Origin of the sequence: Pseudomonas sp. 102515, assembly GCF_031085165.1 — a bacterium.
Taxonomy (GTDB): domain Bacteria; phylum Pseudomonadota; class Gammaproteobacteria; order Pseudomonadales; family Pseudomonadaceae; genus Chryseomonas.
This window is the reverse complement of record NZ_JAVHTY010000007.1, coordinates 17,251-32,319: the sequence shown is the minus strand read 5'-3', so window position 1 is coordinate 32,319 and position 15,069 is coordinate 17,251. Positions and strand designations below refer to the sequence as shown.

Below are 15,069 nucleotides of genomic sequence, written 5' to 3'. Positions count from 1 at the left end.
CGGATGGTGAGTCCACTCATCGTTTTCCGGGGAACTGAGGTTCATCCTTTTCGCCACAGGCCGATAATCCGGGAGTCCGCGTCCGATGTCGCTCCGACCCTAACGGTATGTGAATGAAGAAGTCCGTCGTTTCCAAGTATCCGCGCCTGCTGATCGCCGGCGTTCTCGCCCTCGTCACCCTCGTCAGCCTGGCCTGCTGGTGGTGGCTCAAGCCCTCCACTCCGGCTCCGACCGCCACGGCCATGCTCGCCGGTGTGCAGCAGGCCCCTGAACGCTGGACCCAGGAGCCGCGCGATTTCTCCGTGCTGCTGGCCGATCTGCGCGCCAAGGTCATCAGTGGCGCCGTGATCGGTGACCATACCCTCTACGTCGACACCACCCGCGGCGAGCACTACGCGGTGACCGACAACGGCGGGCGCGTCGCCGATCGCCTGCTGGCCGATTACGCCACCCAGGCCGAGCCGCTGTTCCCGATCGCCACCTGGAGCGAGTCGGGCCAGCGCCATCCCTGGTTGGATGCCCTGCTGTTCAACCTGCCGGGCTATCTGCTCCTGCTGTTGCTGGCCGTGCCCCTGGCCCTTCGGTTCGCCAGCCCCTTCAAGCTGCACCGCAAGGGCACCGGCATCTCCTTCAAGGACGTGGTCGGCGCCGCCGAGGCCAAGCGCGCGCTGGAAGACGTCACCACCTGCCTGCGCAATCCCAAGGCCTTCGCCGCCCTGGGTGCCCGTCCGCCCAAGGGCGTGCTGCTGACCGGCGAACCCGGCACCGGCAAGACCCAGCTGGCCAAGGCCCTGGCCACCGAATGCAACGCCCACTTCATCCAGGTGACCGGCAGCGACTTCTCGTCGATGTTCTTCGGCGTCGGCATCCAGAAGGTCAAGTCGCTGTTCCGCACGGCGCGCAAGAAGGCGCCCTGCATCATCTTCATCGACGAGATCGATGGCATCGGTCGCCGCGCCGAGCAGTCACGCTCCAGCGACGCCGAGGCCAACCGCATCATCAACCAGTTCCTCACCGAGCTGGACGGGTTCGACGGCACCAGCGGCGTACTGGTCCTGGGCGCCACCAACTTCGCCGACTCCCTGGATCCGGCGCTGCGCCGCGAAGGCCGCTTCGACCGCACCATCGCCGTGCCGCTGCCGAGTCTGGAAGACCGCCGCGCCCTGTTCGAACTCTATGCCGGCAAGCTGCCCTGCGAAGGCGAGCTGGATCTGGCCGCCCTCTCCCGCGGCACCGTGGGCCTGACCCCGGCGGCCATCGCCTATATCAGCAACCACGCCGCCCTGCTGGCCGCTCGCGAGAACGCCAGCGCCGTGACCATGGCGCACTTCGTCGAGGCCATCGAGACCTGCCGCATCGGCGAGCAACCGGTCGGGGTCACCCCGCTGGGTTCGGCCGAGCGCACCCGCATCGCGGTGCACGAAGCCGGTCATGCCCTGGTCGCCGCGGTGCTCAACGTCGGTCGGGTGGAAAAGGTCACCCTGCTGCCGCGTGGCCAGGCCCTGGGCGTGACCCTGATCACCCCCACCGAAGACAAGCGTCTGCACCTGAAGTCGGAACTTGAAGGCCGCATCCAGATGCTGCTGGCCGGTCGTTGCGCCGAGCAGCTGTACTTCAACGAGGTCTCCTCGGGCGCCGCCCAGGATCTGCAGGAAGCTTCCAAGCTGGCACTGTCCATGGTCGCCTCCCTGGGCATGGGCCCGAGCGGCTCGCTGCTGAGCCTGCAGGCCCTGCGCGATGCCGGCATCGAGTTCGACGCCGCGCCCAGCATCGCCGCTGCCGATCAGCTGCTGCACAGCCTGGATCACCGCTGTCTGGCGCTGATCACCGAACTCAAGCCGGCGCTGGACGACATCACCGACCAGTTGCTGCGCGACGAGACCATTCCCGGCAGCGCCGTGGCCGAGGCCATCGCCCGCGCCAGCGGCCTGGAAGCCTGCGGCGCCCTCAATCGCGCCCTGGCCTTCGTGCCGGAGCGTTCGGCTGACCCGCGCGCGGGTGGCAGCGAGCCCAGCATCGCGGCTGCCTTCAAGGGCGAGTGATGCCAGCGCCGCCGCGCCGCTAGCCAGAAGCCCCGGTCTGCCGGGGCTTGTTCATGTCAGCGCCTGCAGGGATGCTCAGAGGATGTTGGCGTAGTCCGCCTCGATCCGATCCAGGCTCAGGTGGTTGAGGAAGTTGGAGAAGCACATCCAGGCCGCCAGGGCGTTGAGGTCCTGGAATTGCGCCGGCAGGTACTTGGGCGGTACCACCACGCCCTCGTCCACCAGCTGGCGCAGGATGCGCATGTCTTCCAGGGTGGTCTTGCCGCAGAACAGCAGCGGGATCTGCTCCAGCTTGCCCTTGCGTACCGCCAGCTGGATGTAGTTGTAGATCAGGATGAAGCCCTTGAGATAGGACAGGTCCTTGGTGAAGGGCAGCCCGGTCGGCGTCGAGCCACGAAACACCCGGCTGGCGTTCTGGTAGCCCGACTCCAGGTCGTAGCCCTGCTCCTGGAAGAAGCGGAACACCTCGAGGAAATCGGCGCCGTCCTCGGCCAGGTGGATGGCGCGGGTGCGATTGGTCAGCTTGCGCAGGCGGGTCGGATAGGAGGCGAAGGCGATCACCTCCATGAGGATCGCCAGGCCTTCCTGGGTCACGGTGGACGACGGCGGGCCCTTGGCCAGGAAGGTGCAGATCGGCTGGTTCTGGCCATTGAGGGTGGTGCCGACGTGCACCAGGCCCTCGTGGACCTCCAGGGCGCGGACGTCGCGTTCGTTGAACAGGGCGTCGGCCCGCACCTTGATGTAGTCGGCACCGGCGGCAGCATCGGCGACGATGCCATCGGATTCGAACACCCGGATGGTGCCTTCCGTCTCACCGAACACCCGATTCAGCCGTTCCTGCAGGATGGGCACGGCGTCCTTGGCGGTCAGGGTCTTGGGCTCGTCTTCCAAGGCGCCGCGATGGGCGATGTTGTCCAGGTAGTTGGACATCATCATGCCCAGGTCGGCCAGGGTCGGATCGCCGGCATGGAAGGCGTCCGAGGCCGCGCCATAGAGTTCCTGGGAGATCAGGCCGAAATCCGGGGTGCCGCGCGCCTGCAGCATGCGGATCACCATGCGGTACTCGCGGCACATGCGCCTCATGATCTGGCCGACCGGATTGAACTGGCCGAGCTGGCGGGTGACTTCGCGCTCGATGCTCTGGAATTCGCCCTTGAGCGCATCGCCGTCGAAGCCCAGCGGGCGCCCCTCGTAGAAGGCCCGATCCACCGCCGGCAGGCGCTTGCCCTTGCCCTCCAGGAAACCCTGGCGCACGCCGTCGTCCCACTTCACCGCATCGAGGATGCGAATCGGCGCCTGGGCCGCGACGATGCGATCGGACAGCTGGCGGATGGTCTGGTGATAGGGATCGAGGAAGGGCTGGCGGGCATTCATGACGGCAACCGGGCGACGGGCAAGGCTCAAGCATGGCCGCTGCGTCGGCGTTTGCCTAGGCTGGAGCGGTGAATCATCGCCCTGGCCGAACGACCGAACTAGCCGAAGGCTTCCGGGCGCTGGTCCAGCACCAGCATGTGACCGGGATAGTGAGCGATGCAGTAGACGGCGCCCAGCTGGGGCAGGACCTGCTGGGGCGTCACCCCGCAGGCCCAGAACACCGGCACGTCATCCTCGCCCAAGGGTGGCACCACGCCGAAATCCGGCGACTGCAGATCGCCGATACCCAGCGCCAGGGGATCGCCGATGTGGACCGGCGCGCCATGGCCACTGGGATAGCGAGCGGTGACCAGCACCGCCTGGCTCACGAGTTCGCGGGGAACCGGGCGCATGCTCACCGCCAGGGTGCCGGCGAGCGGACCGGCGGCTATGTTGGGCCGGTTGGTGGTATAGACCGGCGGCGCTTCGGGACTGACCGGAACGCCGGCGCGGCGCAGAGGCGCATCGAAGGTGTGGCTGCAGCCCAGCAGAATGGCGACGGCGTCGTCCCGCCAGTAGGCCTCGATGTCCGTTGGTTCGGCGACCAGCCGACCCTGTTGCCAGACGCGATAGCGCGGCAGCATGGTGCGGATGTCGATGGCCGCCCCCGGCAGCGGCACCCAGGGATCACCCGCGTCGCCCACCGCCAGGATCGGGCAGGCCCTGGGGTTACGCAGGCAGAACAGCAGCAGCGCATAGGCATGGGCCTGGGGCACGATCACCAGGTTGGCCTGCTGGTAGTCGTCGAGCACCCCGGCGGTCGGAGTGATCCATTCGCCCCTGGCGATCCTCGAGCGCAATTCGACCGGCGTCACTGCAGCGCCTCCTGGGCGGTTTCCCGCACCCGGCGGAGGGTGACCAAGGCGATGGCGGCCGCCGTCACCAGCAGGAATCCTGGCATCAGCAGGTTGCCGCTCTGGGCCATGAGCCAGGTGGCCAGATAGGGCGTGAGACCGCCACCGAGAATGGCGCCGAGGTTGATGGCGATGGCCATGCCGGTGTAACGCACGCGGGTGGGGAATTGCTCGGCATAGGTGGGATAGCCCACCGACTGGACGATGGGCATGGGCAGAGCGGCCACCAGCACCGCCAGCGCGGCCAGCCAGATGTTGCCCTGGGCCATGAGCAGCATCATGGGGATCACCAGCACCACATAGGCGGTGAAGCCCAGGGTCAGCACCCGACGTCGTCCCAGGCGATCCGACAGCCCGCCCCAGAACGGCATCATCAGCGCCGCGCAGAGGCTCACGCCGGCCATGATCCAGTACACCTGCGCCTTGGGGTAGCCGAGGTGAGTGGTCAGATAGAGATTCATGAAGATCAGGCCGACCCAATAGCCGGCGTTCTGGCCCAGGGCCAGCAGCATGACCTTGAGCAGCGCGGGGCGTTGCTCGGTCAGCACTTCCCGGATCGGCGCCTTGGGCGGTTGGGCCTGGGCGAGGAAGCGCCGGAACGCCGGGGTTTCCTCGACGTTGTGTCGCAGCAGTGCGGACAGCGCCACCAGCGGCAGGGCCAGCAGGAAGGGCAGACGCCAGCCCCAGGCCTGCATGTCTTCGGTACCGAGCACGGTGGTGGTGACGCCACAGACGATGGCCGCCAGGGCACCCCCGAGGGCCACCCCGACCGGGGTGAAGGCGCCGAAGAAGCCACGGCGGCCCCGAGGGGCCGACTCGGCGACGAAGGCGGCGGCGCCGATCACCTCGCCACCGGCGAAGAAGCCCTGAACCAGGCGCAGCGCGACCAGCAGCACGGGCGCCAGGAGACCAGCCTGAGCCGTGGTAGGCAGCAGGCCAATCCCGGCGGTCGCCAGCCCCATACCGATCACCGTGGCCAGCAACACCGCGCGTCGTCCATGTCGATCCCCCAGCCGACCGAGCAGCACCCCGCCCAGGGGCCGTACCAGAAAGGCGCTGCCGAACACCGCCAGCACCGCGAGCAGCGCGGCGGTGGGATCGTCGCCGGGGAAGAACAGCGGCCCGAGGAAGGTGGCCATGAAGCCATAGACGCCGAACTCATAGTATTCGATGGCGGTACCGGTGGCGGCGGCGGTCGCCGCCCGGCGCGCCAGGTGTTCGTTGTCGACCAGGGAAGTGCCGAGGGGAGCGGAAGAGAGCACACGAGACATGGACGTATCCTTCTATGATGGGAACGTTGCTCGGCAGAGAAAAAGCGAATGACGGTCGGCGTCTGCTGCGCCGATCCGCGAGGATTCAGGCGCTACGCGTGCTGCCTTCCAGCGCCGTCAACACGCGTTCGCGGGCGATATCCAGCCGCTGCGCCTCCGCCAGGTCGAGGAAGGTGAAGCTGAGGTGGTCGCCCGGTACGCACTGCGCCAGACGTGGCAGATCCACCTGAGCCACCTGGGCGATACAGGGATAACCCCCGGTGGTCTGATGGTCAGCCATGAGCACGATGGGCTGGCCATCCGGCGGCACCTGCACGGTGCCGAAGGCGACGGCTTCCGAAAGGCATTCGCGCGGCGCGGCCAGCGCCAGGGTGGGCCCCTGCAGGCGATAGCCCATGCGATCAGCCTGCGGGGTGAGGGTGAAGCGGTCTTCGCGCATGGCCGCCTGGGCGGCAGGGCTGAAGGCCGACCAGTCGCGCCCTGGCAGCAGGCGCAGCGGCGTCACGCTGTCGGTCGTCACCAGTCCGTCCGGCAGCACCAGGCGCGGTGGATTGGCGAAGCTGCCTGCCAGCGGCAGCAGGTCGCCCTTTTGCAACCTACGCCCCTGCCAGCCACCGAAGCCGGCTCGCAGGTTGGTGGAGCGGCTGCCCAGCACCCGCTCCAGGCGGAAGCCACCCGCTACCGCCAGGTAGGCACGGGCACCGGAACGGCGGCGGCCGAAGCCAAGGTAGTCGCCCGGCACCAGGGTTCGCGTCTGACCAGGCAGCCAGCGACTGCCACCCAGCGTCGCCCCCAGGTCGGCCCCGGTCAGCGCCAAGCGGCAGCGCCCGTGGCAATACAGCGTGGGACCGAGCAAGGTGATCTCCAGCACCGGCGCGTCGGGCGCATTGCCCAGCAGCACGTTGGCCAGCCGATGGGACACCTCGTCCATCGGTCCCCCCACCGGCACGCCCCAGTGCTGATAGCCATGGCGCCCGAGGTCCTGGAAGGTACTGGCCAGTCCCGGCGAGAGCACTTCCAGGGTCATGGCTGCGCCTCCTGCAGGGCGGCGAAGGCCTCCGCATCAATGGGCACGCAGCGAATCCTATCGCCGGCACGCAGCCGGCAGGCCTGCTTGGCGCAGGGATCGAACAACCGCCAGGGCGTACGGCCGATCAGCGACCAGCCACCCGGCAAGGCCTGCGGATAGACGACGCTCTGGCGATTGGCCAGGCCCAGGCTGCCGGCCGCCACCCGGGTTCGGGGTACACGCCTCCGCGGCAGCGCCAGGCGCTCGTCGTAGTGCCCGAGATAGGGATGACCGGGGGCGAAGCCGAGCATCAGTACCGTGACCTCGGCGCCGTGCAAGGCGACGAGTTCGGCCTCGGAGAGTCCGCAAGCGGCCGCCGCCGCGGCCAGATCGGGGCCGAAGTCACCGCCGTAGCAGACGGGAAGCTCGATCAGTCGACTCGGTCGGAGGGCCGCGGCCCCCTCCTCGTCCAGCAAGGCCATCAGGCGGGTGCCGAGGGCTGCGTAGGGTGTCGGGTGACCCGCCCGCCCCGCCACCTGCCAGGGACGGTAATGCACGCCGATACTGGCGAGCGCCGGCACGATATCGCTCACCCCGGGCAGCTCGCCGCGGGCCTGCCGCTCGCCCAGGTAGGCCGCGAGGGCACCGAGGCGACGGCTGAGGCCGGCGGAGGGCGCGGCACGGGATTCGATCACCAGCAGCCGCTCACCCAGCGGCCGGATCCGCCATTCGGCGGTCGCCGCGCAATGAATGCCGGTAAGGCTCGCGGTTTCCATGGGAGGTACCAGCGGGCAGACGAATCACGAGAAAAGGCGCCGGAATTCTCGAGGCTCCGGTCGCGGCACAGGCGAGCGGCCCGGGGGCCGCCCAGGCCTTACTTGGCGAACAGCTGGCTCATGTCCTTGAAGGCCTTGAATTCCAGGGCGTTGCCGCAGGGGTCGAAGAGAAACATGGTGGCCTGCTCACCGACCTGGCCCTGGAAGCGGATATAGGGCTCGATGACGAACTGGGTTTCACGGGCGCGCAGGCGGTCGGCCAGGGCTTCCCACTCATCCCAGCCGAGCACGATGCCGAAGTGCGGCACCGGCACGTTGTGGCCGTCCACGGCATTGGTATGGGCGTCTTCCTGGGAAGCGGTCTTGGGATGCTCGTGGATCACCAGTTGGTGACCATAGAAGTCGAAGTCGACCCAGTGGTCGCTGGAGCGGCCTTCGGCGAGGCCGAAGACATCCCCGTAGAAATGCCGTGCGGCGGCCAGGTCGTAGACGGGAATGGCAAGGTGAAAGGGCGACAGGGCCATGGCGGGAAATCCTGTTGAGGTGGGATGTGGTCATTCTCACCCCAGGTTTTCCTGGGCATAAAGCGTATTTTCCTGCCTCCGAGCGACAAAAATTTTGTTGCTCGCCGCAACGCTCGCTACAGTGGCCTGCCCGGGCTACAGGCAACCGCCATGCTTCGCGAACTCAAGACCCTGCTCGCCGTCGCGCGCCACGGCAGTTTCGCCGCGGCCGGTCTGCACGTGGGGCTCACGCCCTCGGCCGTGAGCGCCCAGATGCGCAACCTGGAACAGAATCTGGGTGTGGACCTGTTCGACCGCAACGGCCGCAGCGCCCTGCTCAATGCTGCCGGCCGCCGCGCCCTGCCCCTGGCCGAGGAGATCCTCGCCACCTACGCGCGCATGGCCGGCGCCGGAGACGAGATCCAGGGCGAATTGCGCATCGGCGCCATCGCCAGCGTCCAGACCGGCCTGCTGCCCGGCACCCTGGTACGGCTGCGCCAGCGGGCGCCGCGCCTGGAGCCGCGTCTGGTGCCCGGGGTGTCGCTCAGCCTGCTCAGCCAGGTGGACGCCGGCGAGCTGGACCTGGCCATCCTGATCCGCCCCCCCTTCGAGCTGCCCAAGGAACTGCACGCCAGCGCGCTACTGCAGGAGCCCTTCGTACTCATCGCCCCGCCCGACCTGCCCGGCGACGATCCGCGCACGTTGCTGGAAACCCAGCCCTTCATTCGCTATGACCGCCACTCCTTCGGTGGTCGCCGGGTCAGCGCTTTCTTGCGCGAGCAGCGCCTGGTGGTGCGCCAGGTGCTCGAACTGGACGAGCTCGACGCCATCGTCAAGCTGGTCGAGCACGGCCTGGGCGTGGCCCTGGTGCCCTGCGCCGGCCTCTGGCTGGAGCATCCCCGGGTGCGTCGGCTGTCCCTGGGCGCCCTCACCTTCCACCGCGAACTGCAGGTCATCAGCCGCCACGCCGGACGCGACCTGCCGGCCGTGGCGCTGTTTCGCCGCTGTCTGACCGAGGCCGTGTCAGAACACCTGCACCAGCAGCCAGTAGAGTGAAGCGGACAGCGCCATGGCCACCGGCAGGGTGAGCACCCAGGCCAGCAGCAGATTGCGCACCGTGCCCCCCTGCAGCCCGGAGCCGTTGGCGGCCATGGTCCCGGCCACCCCGGACGAGAGCACGTGGGTGGTGGAAACCGGCAGGCCGAAGGCGTCCGCCACGCCGATGGTGCCCATGGCCACCAGCTCGGCCGAGGCGCCCTGGGCGTAGGTCAGGTGGGTCTTGCCAATGCGTTCGCCGACGGTGACGACGATGCGCCGCCAGCCGACTAGAGTGCCCAGGCCCAGGGCGATGGCCACCGCCACCTTCACCCACAGCGGAATGAAGCGGGTGGCCTGGTCGATCTGCCGCTTGAACTCCTTGAGATCCTCCTGCGCCTTGGGCGCCAGGCCCGGCAGATGCTCCTCTTCCAGCAGGCGGATGGATTCCGACGCCAGGTACATGGCATTGCGCACGTTGGGCATGCTCTGCGCCGGCACGTTGTTGAGGGCGCCGTACTGGCGCACTTCACGAGCGATGTCGTCGGTGATGGCGGCCAGCGCCGGCAGCACTTCGGGATCGCTCCGTCGCTTGCGCACGAACTCCAGCAGCACCCCATGGGGATCGGCAGGCGCGGCCTGGGGCGCCGCCTGGCGCAGGCCGCTGGCGGTGACCTCGGCCACGGCGGCGAAGGCCGGGGTGGCGGTGGCCGGCACGGCTCTATTGAGCGCATAGGCGGTCGGCAGGGCGCCGACCAGGATCAGCATGATCAACCCCATGCCTTTCTGGCCGTCGTTGGAGCCATGGGCGAAGGACACCCCGGTGCAGGTCAGGATCAGCAGGCCGCGAATCCACGGCGGCGGCGGCTCGGCGCTTTTCGGCTCCTGGTAGAGCGTCTGGTCGCGCACGATCCGCTTGAGCAGTACCAGCAGCACCGCCGCGCAGACGAAGCCGATCAGCGGCGAGAACAGCAGCGCATAGCCGACCTTGGCCACCTGGCCCCAGTCCACGCCGCTGCTGCCGTCCAGGCCGCCCAGCCAGGCGTGCATCAGGCCGACGCCGATGATGGAACCGATCAGGGTATGGGACGAGGACGCCGGCAAGCCCAGCCACCAGGTGCCGAGATTCCAGATGATGGCGGCGATCAGGAGGGCGAAGATCATGGCGAAGCCCTTGCCCGCCCCCATCTCCACCACCAGGTCCACCGGCAACAGGGCGATGACGCTGAAGGCCACCGCGCCGCTGGAGAACAGCACCCCGAGGAAGTTGCAGAAGCCGGACCAGAGTACCGCCGCATTGGGCGGCAGCGAGTGGGTGTAGATCACCGTGGCCACGGCGTTGGCCGTGTCATGGAAGCCGTTGACGAATTCGAAGCCAAGGGCGATCACCAGCGCCAGCGCCAGGCCGGCGAAGGGCAGCCAAGTAGTGGGCGGGGACTGGGCGTCGCTGACGTCGTTGTGGATACCGCCGAGGGTCACCGCCAGACCGGTCAGCAGGAGCACGATGAACAGCACGATCCGCAGCGGACCGGGCTTGCGCGAACGGTGCAGGGGATGGGACAGCGGAGACAGGGAGGCGACTGGACTGGACGAAGGCATGGGACGAACTCCGACACGGGATCCACTCACCCTGCGCCGGCCGTATGACGCTTTTACGTCAGCCAACTGGCCAGACGACGGATGACCGCCGCGTGCTTTTTTCCGCGCCGACCTCGGCCTGCTAGGCTGGGGCTTTGCTCAAGGATCGCGTCGATGCCCCTGCGCCTACCGCTCTGTTCTCTCCTGCTGTTGTCCCTTGCCACCAATGCCCTGGCTGCCACCGAGCGGGCGCCGCGCAGTTGCGCCCAGGAACTCGGACAAGAGCCGGCCCAGGCCCTGGCCACCAGCTGTCGTGCGCGCTCCCCGGCCACCCATCCGCCCTGCAACGCCGCCAACAGCTGCGCCCTGATGCAGGACGAGATCGCCCGCAGCTGCGCGCTGCTCGGCGATGGCGAAGCGGCCGAGGAGCCGGGTTGCGGTCCGCGGCCCAGCAGCGCCGAGGCGGCGGCGGCCGTGGTCCAGCGTTACTACCGGGCGCTGGATGCGCGGGATTACGGCACCGCCTGGCAGCTATGGGGAAGCGACGGCCAACCCGGCAACCGCTACGAGACATTCCGCCAGGGCTATGCCAGGACCCGCAGCGTGCAGGTGACGCTTGGCCAACCGGGCCCGGTCGAGGGTGCGGCCGGCTCGAGCTATGTCAGCATCCAGGTGACGGTCAAGGCGCGCCTCGCCGACGGCACCCGCCAGACCTTCAGCGGCACCTATCAACTGCGTCGGGTCAACGACGTCGACGGCGCCTCGGCCGAGCAGCGCCGCTGGCATCTCGACAGTGCGAAGCTGAAGGCCGAGCGCTAGTCCGGCCCGATTTGTCGCAGCTGGGACAGCCGGCTGCGCGTCCGCGACATGTCGGCGATGTCGCTGTCGGCCAGGGTCTCGTCGAGGGGCGCGGCGCTGACCAGGAACAGCGCCAGGCGACGGTCGTATAGCACGTCCACCAGGTTGATGAAGCGCTGCCGGGCGGCGGGGCTGGCGTCGCGCAGCGGCGGCACGGCGTCGAGCAGCCACCGCTGCCAGGTTTCGCTCAGGGTCAGGTAGTCGAGGACCGCGGTGGGGCCTTCGCAGAGATCGGCGAAGCTGAAGTGCAGCAGACCCTCCGCGGCGCTGATGGCAGGCAGACTGCGATGCCCTACCGGCACCTCCACGCGTGTCTGGGCCAGTGGCGGCAGCCCCAACGCCTGGCGCTGCTCCGGGCTGCCCGGCCAGAGGTAGGCACCGATGCCGAAGGGATCGGGCTCGGCAGGACTGGCGCCGCGATAGTCCTGGGGACCGGCCACCGAAAGGATGTCCATGCGCGTCTCGATCAGCCGGATCGCCGGCAGGAAGCGCTCGTGATAGAGCGGATTGGGCAGCAACCCCTCGGGTGGATAGTTGGACGTGGTGATCAGCACCACACCGCGGCTGAACAGTGCCTTGAACAGCCGGGTGATGAGCATGGCGTCGCCGATGTCATGCACATGGAATTCATCGAAGCAGAGCAGTCGGCAACCCTCGAGCAACTCGTCCAGGCTGGCGGCGAGGGCATCGCCGCCAGGCGGCTGGCGAAACATCCGCTCGTGCAGTTCGCGAAAGAAGGCATGGAAATGCACCTGGCGCTTCTCGGCGAATGGCAGGGCGGCGAAGAAGCCGTCCAGCAGGAAGCTCTTGCCACGCCCTACCGGCCCCCAGAGATAGAGGCTGCGTGGCGCCTGGCGGCGGAACAGACGCGGGCGCAGGAGCTCGTCGGCCAAGACGGCGAAGCGTTCGATGGCCGTCTGCTGGGCGTTGTCCAGCGTATAGCCTCGGCGCTGGGCGAGTTCGGCGAAATGCCCCAGCACCTGCTGGGCGGGCGAAGCAGCGTTCATGGCGGTTGGCCAGGAAAGATAGGCCGCTAATGAAGCCGTAGCCGACGCCGCCGGTCAAGACCGACGACGTCCGCTCAGCGCAGGCTCAGGCCGCGGCGATGAACAGGCAGAGGCAGCAGAAGAAACCACCGGCCCAGGCCAGCGAGCGGCGGGTGGCGTGGTCACGAATGTACAGCCAGGTGTAGGCGATGCGACTGAGCAGGAAGAGGAAGGCCCAGAAGTTGATGGTGCCCTGGTCGGCACCGCCGGTGACGTGGGCGACGATCACCGCCGCGGCGAACAGCGGATTGATCTCGAAGGCGTTCTGCTGGGCGGCGTTGGCCCGGGCCCGGGCCCCTTCCAGCTTGCCGAGGAAGCCGCGCGGATCCCGGTTGTCCTCGGGCGTGAAGCCACTGCCCTTGAACTTGGCGTAGTAGGCCGCGCCATAGGGCACGAGGTAGACAAGGAAGATGCACCAGTAGGCGAAGGTCATGTCGGCGTCCCTGGAAGGGTGAGGGTTCGCCTATCTGACCCGCCTCGCCGGGAAAAATCCACTCCGCTTCAGGCAGGCGAGCGATTGTGGGTCCAGCGCGCCATCAGCGCGGTCGCCACCGCACAGAGCGCCAGCACCGCGCACATGGGCACCACGGTGCCGTTGTGCAGGGCACCCACGCTGCTGGAGGCCAGCGCCGCCAGGATGAATTGCAGACTGCCCATCAGCGCCGAGGCACTGCCGGCATTGGCGCCCTGCCCCGCCAGGGCGCAAGCCGAGGCGTTGGGCACGATGCCGCCGAGCAGGGCGATGGCGCAGAACAGCGGGATCATCAGCACCGGCAGCGCCTTGGGTTGGAAGGCGCCCACCAGCAGCAGGACCAGCCCCGCCGCGGCATAGGCCACCACCGCGCGCCGTAGCCAGAAGGCCGGTCCCTGGCGGACCACCAGGCGGGCATTGAGCTGCCCCAGCAGGATGAAGCCGGCGGCGTTGAGGCCGAATACCCAGCCGTAGTGCTCGGGTTTGACGCCGTAGAGTTCGATCAGCACGAAGGGCGAGCCGGAAATGTAGGCGAACATGCCGGCCATGGCGATGCCGCCGGTGAGGGTGTGACCGATGAAGGTGCGATCGCGCAGCAGCCGCAGGTAGTTGCGCAAGGCACCCCGCAGCGGCGGGCGCGGATGGTGCGCCGGCAGGGATTCGGGCAGCCAGAGCGCCACGGCCGTGCCGCAGGCGGCGGCGAACAGCGCCAGGCTGACGAAGATGGCCTGCCAGCCAAAGGTGCTGAGCAGGAGGCTGCCGGCGAAGGGCGCGATGATCGGGGCGATTCCGGTCACCAGCATGATCTGCGAGAAGGCCCGCGCAGCGGCCATGGGCTCGCAGAGATCCCGCACCACGGCCCGCGCGATCACCATGCCGGCACAACCGCCCAGGGCCTGGACGAAACGTGCGGCGATCAGCCAGGGCAGGCTGGGTGCCAGGGCGCAGCCCAGCGACGCCAGGCAGAACAGGCCAATGCCGATCAATAGCGGCAGGCGGCGACCGAATCTGTCGGCGAGGGGGCCATAGAACAGCTGACCGCTGGCCAAGCCGGCGAAATACACCGCCAGGCTCAGCTGCACATGTTCGATGTCGGTGGCGAACGACCTGGCCAGTGACGGGAAGCTCGGCAGGTACATGTCAATGGCGAAAGGAGCGAAGGCCGAGAGGGCCCCGAGAATCAACAGTAAGCGAAAAGTCATGAAGCCTGATCCGGTGGAAGCGGAAGTATCGCGCAGTTACATACAATCATGTTTGTAAAAGCGGCGAGGCGCGCTAGACTGCGTGGCAGACCCACTGCCAGCCAGATCGCCCATGCGTCGTACGAAAGAAGAAGCCGAACAGACCCGCCAAGCCATTCTCGATGCGGCGGAAGCCCTGTTCCTGACCAATGGCGTGGCGCGTACCAGCTTGGAAATGATCGCCCGCGAATGCGGCGTCACCCGGGGTGCAGTGTACTGGCATTTTCAGAACAAGGCCCACCTGTTCCACGAAATGCTTAGCCAGATAAGGATCCCGGCCGACGAACTGACCGAGCGTCTGCGCGTCGACGGCGAGGAAGACAGCCTGCAACGGCTGTTCAAGCTGTGCATAGAGGGCATGGCGAAATTCACCCAGCCTGGCCGCGAGCAGCGGGTGATGACCATCATGCTGCACCGCTGCGAATTCACCGAGGAATTGCGCGAGGCGGAGGAGCGCGATCTGCAGTTCCTGCGGCAGTTCATCCGCATCACCGACGCCCTCTTCACCGCCCAGGCAGCCCGCCTGCAGCCGGGCGTGACGCCGCAGCTGGCCAGCCGGATGCTGCACAGCCTGTTTCTCGGCACCCTCTCCGATCTGCTGCGCGACGAACAGACCTTCGCCCCGCTGCTGGCCGCCGATCAGGTCTTCACCACCTTCTTCCGCGCCATCGTGCGCGACTGGGTTCAGCCGGCGACGGTATAGCCCGCCTGTTCGATGGCCTTGCGGAAGGGCGCATCCACCTCGGCGCTGTCGATGCGCACCTCGCCCGCCTGCAGATCCACCTCCACCCGGGCGCCGCTGTCCACCTTGAGGACCGCGGCCTGGATGGCGCTCACGCAGTGGGCGCAACTCATTCCGATCACCTTGATGACGTGCATGGTCTGCTCCTGTCTGTCTTGACCTCTTTCTCCTGACGCCAGCGCCAGGCCCGGGTTCCAGTGTTGACCTTGACCCGAGGTCAAGGTCAACA

Annotated in this window: 15 protein-coding genes; 4 read left to right on the top strand and 11 right to left on the bottom strand. The window is 68.0% G+C overall.

Annotation, left to right across the window (positions count from 1 at the left end; translation table 11 throughout):
- The first annotated feature begins 113 nt into the window (after positions 1 to 113).
- Positions 114 to 2,042, top strand: coding sequence for an AAA family ATPase (locus RCF34_RS21555; RefSeq protein WP_308710021.1), 1,929 nt, complete (start codon positions 114 to 116; stop codon positions 2,040 to 2,042).
- A 75-nt stretch (positions 2,043 to 2,117) separates the two neighbouring features.
- Here RCF34_RS21555 and RCF34_RS21550 read toward each other — a convergent pair whose 3' ends face one another.
- The 6 genes from RCF34_RS21550 to RCF34_RS21525 all read right to left on the bottom strand — a co-directional run bounded on the left by RCF34_RS21550 (position 2,118) and on the right by RCF34_RS21525 (position 7,889).
- A complete protein-coding gene (locus tag RCF34_RS21550) occupies positions 2,118 to 3,416 on the bottom strand; it encodes a flavohemoglobin expression-modulating QEGLA motif protein (protein WP_308710020.1) in 1,299 nt (432 codons plus the stop codon).
- Positions 3,417 to 3,514: 98 nt separating this feature from the next.
- Positions 3,515 to 4,270: a D-glutamate cyclase family protein gene (locus tag RCF34_RS21545; protein WP_308710019.1), complete on the bottom strand. Its 756-nt coding sequence runs from the start codon at positions 4,268 to 4,270 to the stop codon at positions 3,515 to 3,517.
- A complete protein-coding gene (locus RCF34_RS21540; RefSeq protein ID WP_308710018.1) occupies positions 4,267 to 5,580 on the bottom strand; it encodes an MFS transporter in 1,314 nt (437 codons plus the stop codon). The genes RCF34_RS21545 and RCF34_RS21540 overlap by 4 nt, the downstream gene beginning before the upstream one ends.
- An 85-nt stretch (positions 5,581 to 5,665) precedes the next feature.
- Entirely contained in the window at positions 5,666 to 6,607 is a 942-nt protein-coding gene (locus RCF34_RS21535) for a biotin-dependent carboxyltransferase family protein (protein WP_308710017.1), read from the bottom strand.
- On the bottom strand, positions 6,604 to 7,365 hold the full coding sequence (pxpB, locus tag RCF34_RS21530; protein ID WP_308710016.1) for a 5-oxoprolinase subunit PxpB: 762 nt from the start codon (positions 7,363 to 7,365) through the stop codon (positions 6,604 to 6,606). Before pxpB ends, RCF34_RS21535 begins: the two co-directional genes overlap by 4 nt.
- Positions 7,366 to 7,463: 98 nt before the next feature.
- Entirely contained in the window at positions 7,464 to 7,889 is a 426-nt protein-coding gene (locus RCF34_RS21525; RefSeq protein ID WP_007162584.1) for a VOC family protein, read from the bottom strand.
- 150 nt (positions 7,890 to 8,039) lie between these two features.
- Between RCF34_RS21525 and RCF34_RS21520 the strand changes: the two genes are divergently transcribed.
- A complete protein-coding gene (locus RCF34_RS21520) occupies positions 8,040 to 8,924 on the top strand; it encodes a LysR family transcriptional regulator (protein WP_308710015.1) in 885 nt (294 codons plus the stop codon).
- On the opposite strand, the gene RCF34_RS21515 is transcribed toward RCF34_RS21520, so the two are convergent.
- The gene (locus tag RCF34_RS21515) at positions 8,892 to 10,502 is read right to left on the bottom strand and encodes an inorganic phosphate transporter (protein WP_308710014.1); all 1,611 of its coding nucleotides are present in this window, start codon (positions 10,500 to 10,502) and stop codon (positions 8,892 to 8,894) included. The two genes, RCF34_RS21520 and RCF34_RS21515, sit on opposite strands and share 33 nt — an antisense overlap.
- A 153-nt stretch (positions 10,503 to 10,655) precedes the next feature.
- On the opposite strand from RCF34_RS21515, the gene RCF34_RS21510 reads away from it, so the two are divergent.
- The gene (locus RCF34_RS21510) at positions 10,656 to 11,300 is read left to right on the top strand and encodes a hypothetical protein (protein ID WP_308710013.1); all 645 of its coding nucleotides are present in this window, start codon (positions 10,656 to 10,658) and stop codon (positions 11,298 to 11,300) included.
- Here the strand turns inward: RCF34_RS21510 and zapE are convergent.
- The 3 genes from zapE to RCF34_RS21495 all read right to left on the bottom strand — a co-directional run bounded on the left by zapE (position 11,297) and on the right by RCF34_RS21495 (position 14,059).
- Positions 11,297 to 12,346, bottom strand: coding sequence for a cell division protein ZapE (gene zapE / locus RCF34_RS21505; protein ID WP_308710012.1), 1,050 nt, complete (start codon positions 12,344 to 12,346; stop codon positions 11,297 to 11,299). The two genes, RCF34_RS21510 and zapE, sit on opposite strands and share 4 nt — an antisense overlap.
- 85 nt (positions 12,347 to 12,431) lie before the next feature.
- Positions 12,432 to 12,818: an MAPEG family protein gene (locus RCF34_RS21500; protein WP_308710011.1), complete on the bottom strand. Its 387-nt coding sequence runs from the start codon at positions 12,816 to 12,818 to the stop codon at positions 12,432 to 12,434.
- A 68-nt stretch (positions 12,819 to 12,886) separates the two neighbouring features.
- Positions 12,887 to 14,059, bottom strand: a complete 1,173-nt coding sequence (locus RCF34_RS21495; protein ID WP_308710010.1) for a multidrug effflux MFS transporter — start codon at positions 14,057 to 14,059, stop codon at positions 12,887 to 12,889.
- Between the two features lie 112 nt (positions 14,060 to 14,171).
- On the opposite strand from RCF34_RS21495, the gene RCF34_RS21490 reads away from it, so the two are divergent.
- Positions 14,172 to 14,801, top strand: a complete 630-nt coding sequence (locus RCF34_RS21490; RefSeq protein ID WP_308710009.1) for a TetR family transcriptional regulator — start codon at positions 14,172 to 14,174, stop codon at positions 14,799 to 14,801.
- On the opposite strand, the gene RCF34_RS21485 is transcribed toward RCF34_RS21490, so the two are convergent.
- Positions 14,783 to 14,977, bottom strand: a complete 195-nt coding sequence (locus RCF34_RS21485; protein WP_308710008.1) for a cation transporter — start codon at positions 14,975 to 14,977, stop codon at positions 14,783 to 14,785. The two genes, RCF34_RS21490 and RCF34_RS21485, sit on opposite strands and share 19 nt — an antisense overlap.
- Positions 14,978 to 15,069 lie beyond the last annotated feature (92 nt).

Coding starts and splice junctions, on each gene's coding strand:
- RCF34_RS21500 (WP_308710011.1), bottom strand. CDS start 12,818: ATGACCTTCGCCTACTGGTGCATCTTCCTTGTCTACCTCGTGCCCTAT.
- pxpB (WP_308710016.1), bottom strand. CDS start 7,365: ATGGAAACCGCGAGCCTTACCGGCATTCATTGCGCGGCGACCGCCGAA.
- zapE (WP_308710012.1), bottom strand. CDS start 12,346: ATGAACGCTGCTTCGCCCGCCCAGCAGGTGCTGGGGCATTTCGCCGAA.
- RCF34_RS21495 (WP_308710010.1), bottom strand. CDS start 14,059: ATGACTTTTCGCTTACTGTTGATTCTCGGGGCCCTCTCGGCCTTCGCT.
- RCF34_RS21485 (WP_308710008.1), bottom strand. CDS start 14,977: ATGCACGTCATCAAGGTGATCGGAATGAGTTGCGCCCACTGCGTGAGC.
- RCF34_RS21490 (WP_308710009.1), top strand. CDS start 14,172: ATGCGTCGTACGAAAGAAGAAGCCGAACAGACCCGCCAAGCCATTCTC.
- RCF34_RS21540 (WP_308710018.1), bottom strand. CDS start 5,580: ATGTCTCGTGTGCTCTCTTCCGCTCCCCTCGGCACTTCCCTGGTCGAC.
- RCF34_RS21535 (WP_308710017.1), bottom strand. CDS start 6,607: ATGACCCTGGAAGTGCTCTCGCCGGGACTGGCCAGTACCTTCCAGGAC.
- RCF34_RS21510 (WP_308710013.1), top strand. CDS start 10,656: ATGCCCCTGCGCCTACCGCTCTGTTCTCTCCTGCTGTTGTCCCTTGCC.
- RCF34_RS21525 (WP_007162584.1), bottom strand. CDS start 7,889: ATGGCCCTGTCGCCCTTTCACCTTGCCATTCCCGTCTACGACCTGGCC.
- RCF34_RS21550 (WP_308710020.1), bottom strand. CDS start 3,416: ATGAATGCCCGCCAGCCCTTCCTCGATCCCTATCACCAGACCATCCGC.
- RCF34_RS21555 (WP_308710021.1), top strand. CDS start 114: ATGAAGAAGTCCGTCGTTTCCAAGTATCCGCGCCTGCTGATCGCCGGC.
- RCF34_RS21515 (WP_308710014.1), bottom strand. CDS start 10,502: ATGCCTTCGTCCAGTCCAGTCGCCTCCCTGTCTCCGCTGTCCCATCCC.
- RCF34_RS21520 (WP_308710015.1), top strand. CDS start 8,040: ATGCTTCGCGAACTCAAGACCCTGCTCGCCGTCGCGCGCCACGGCAGT.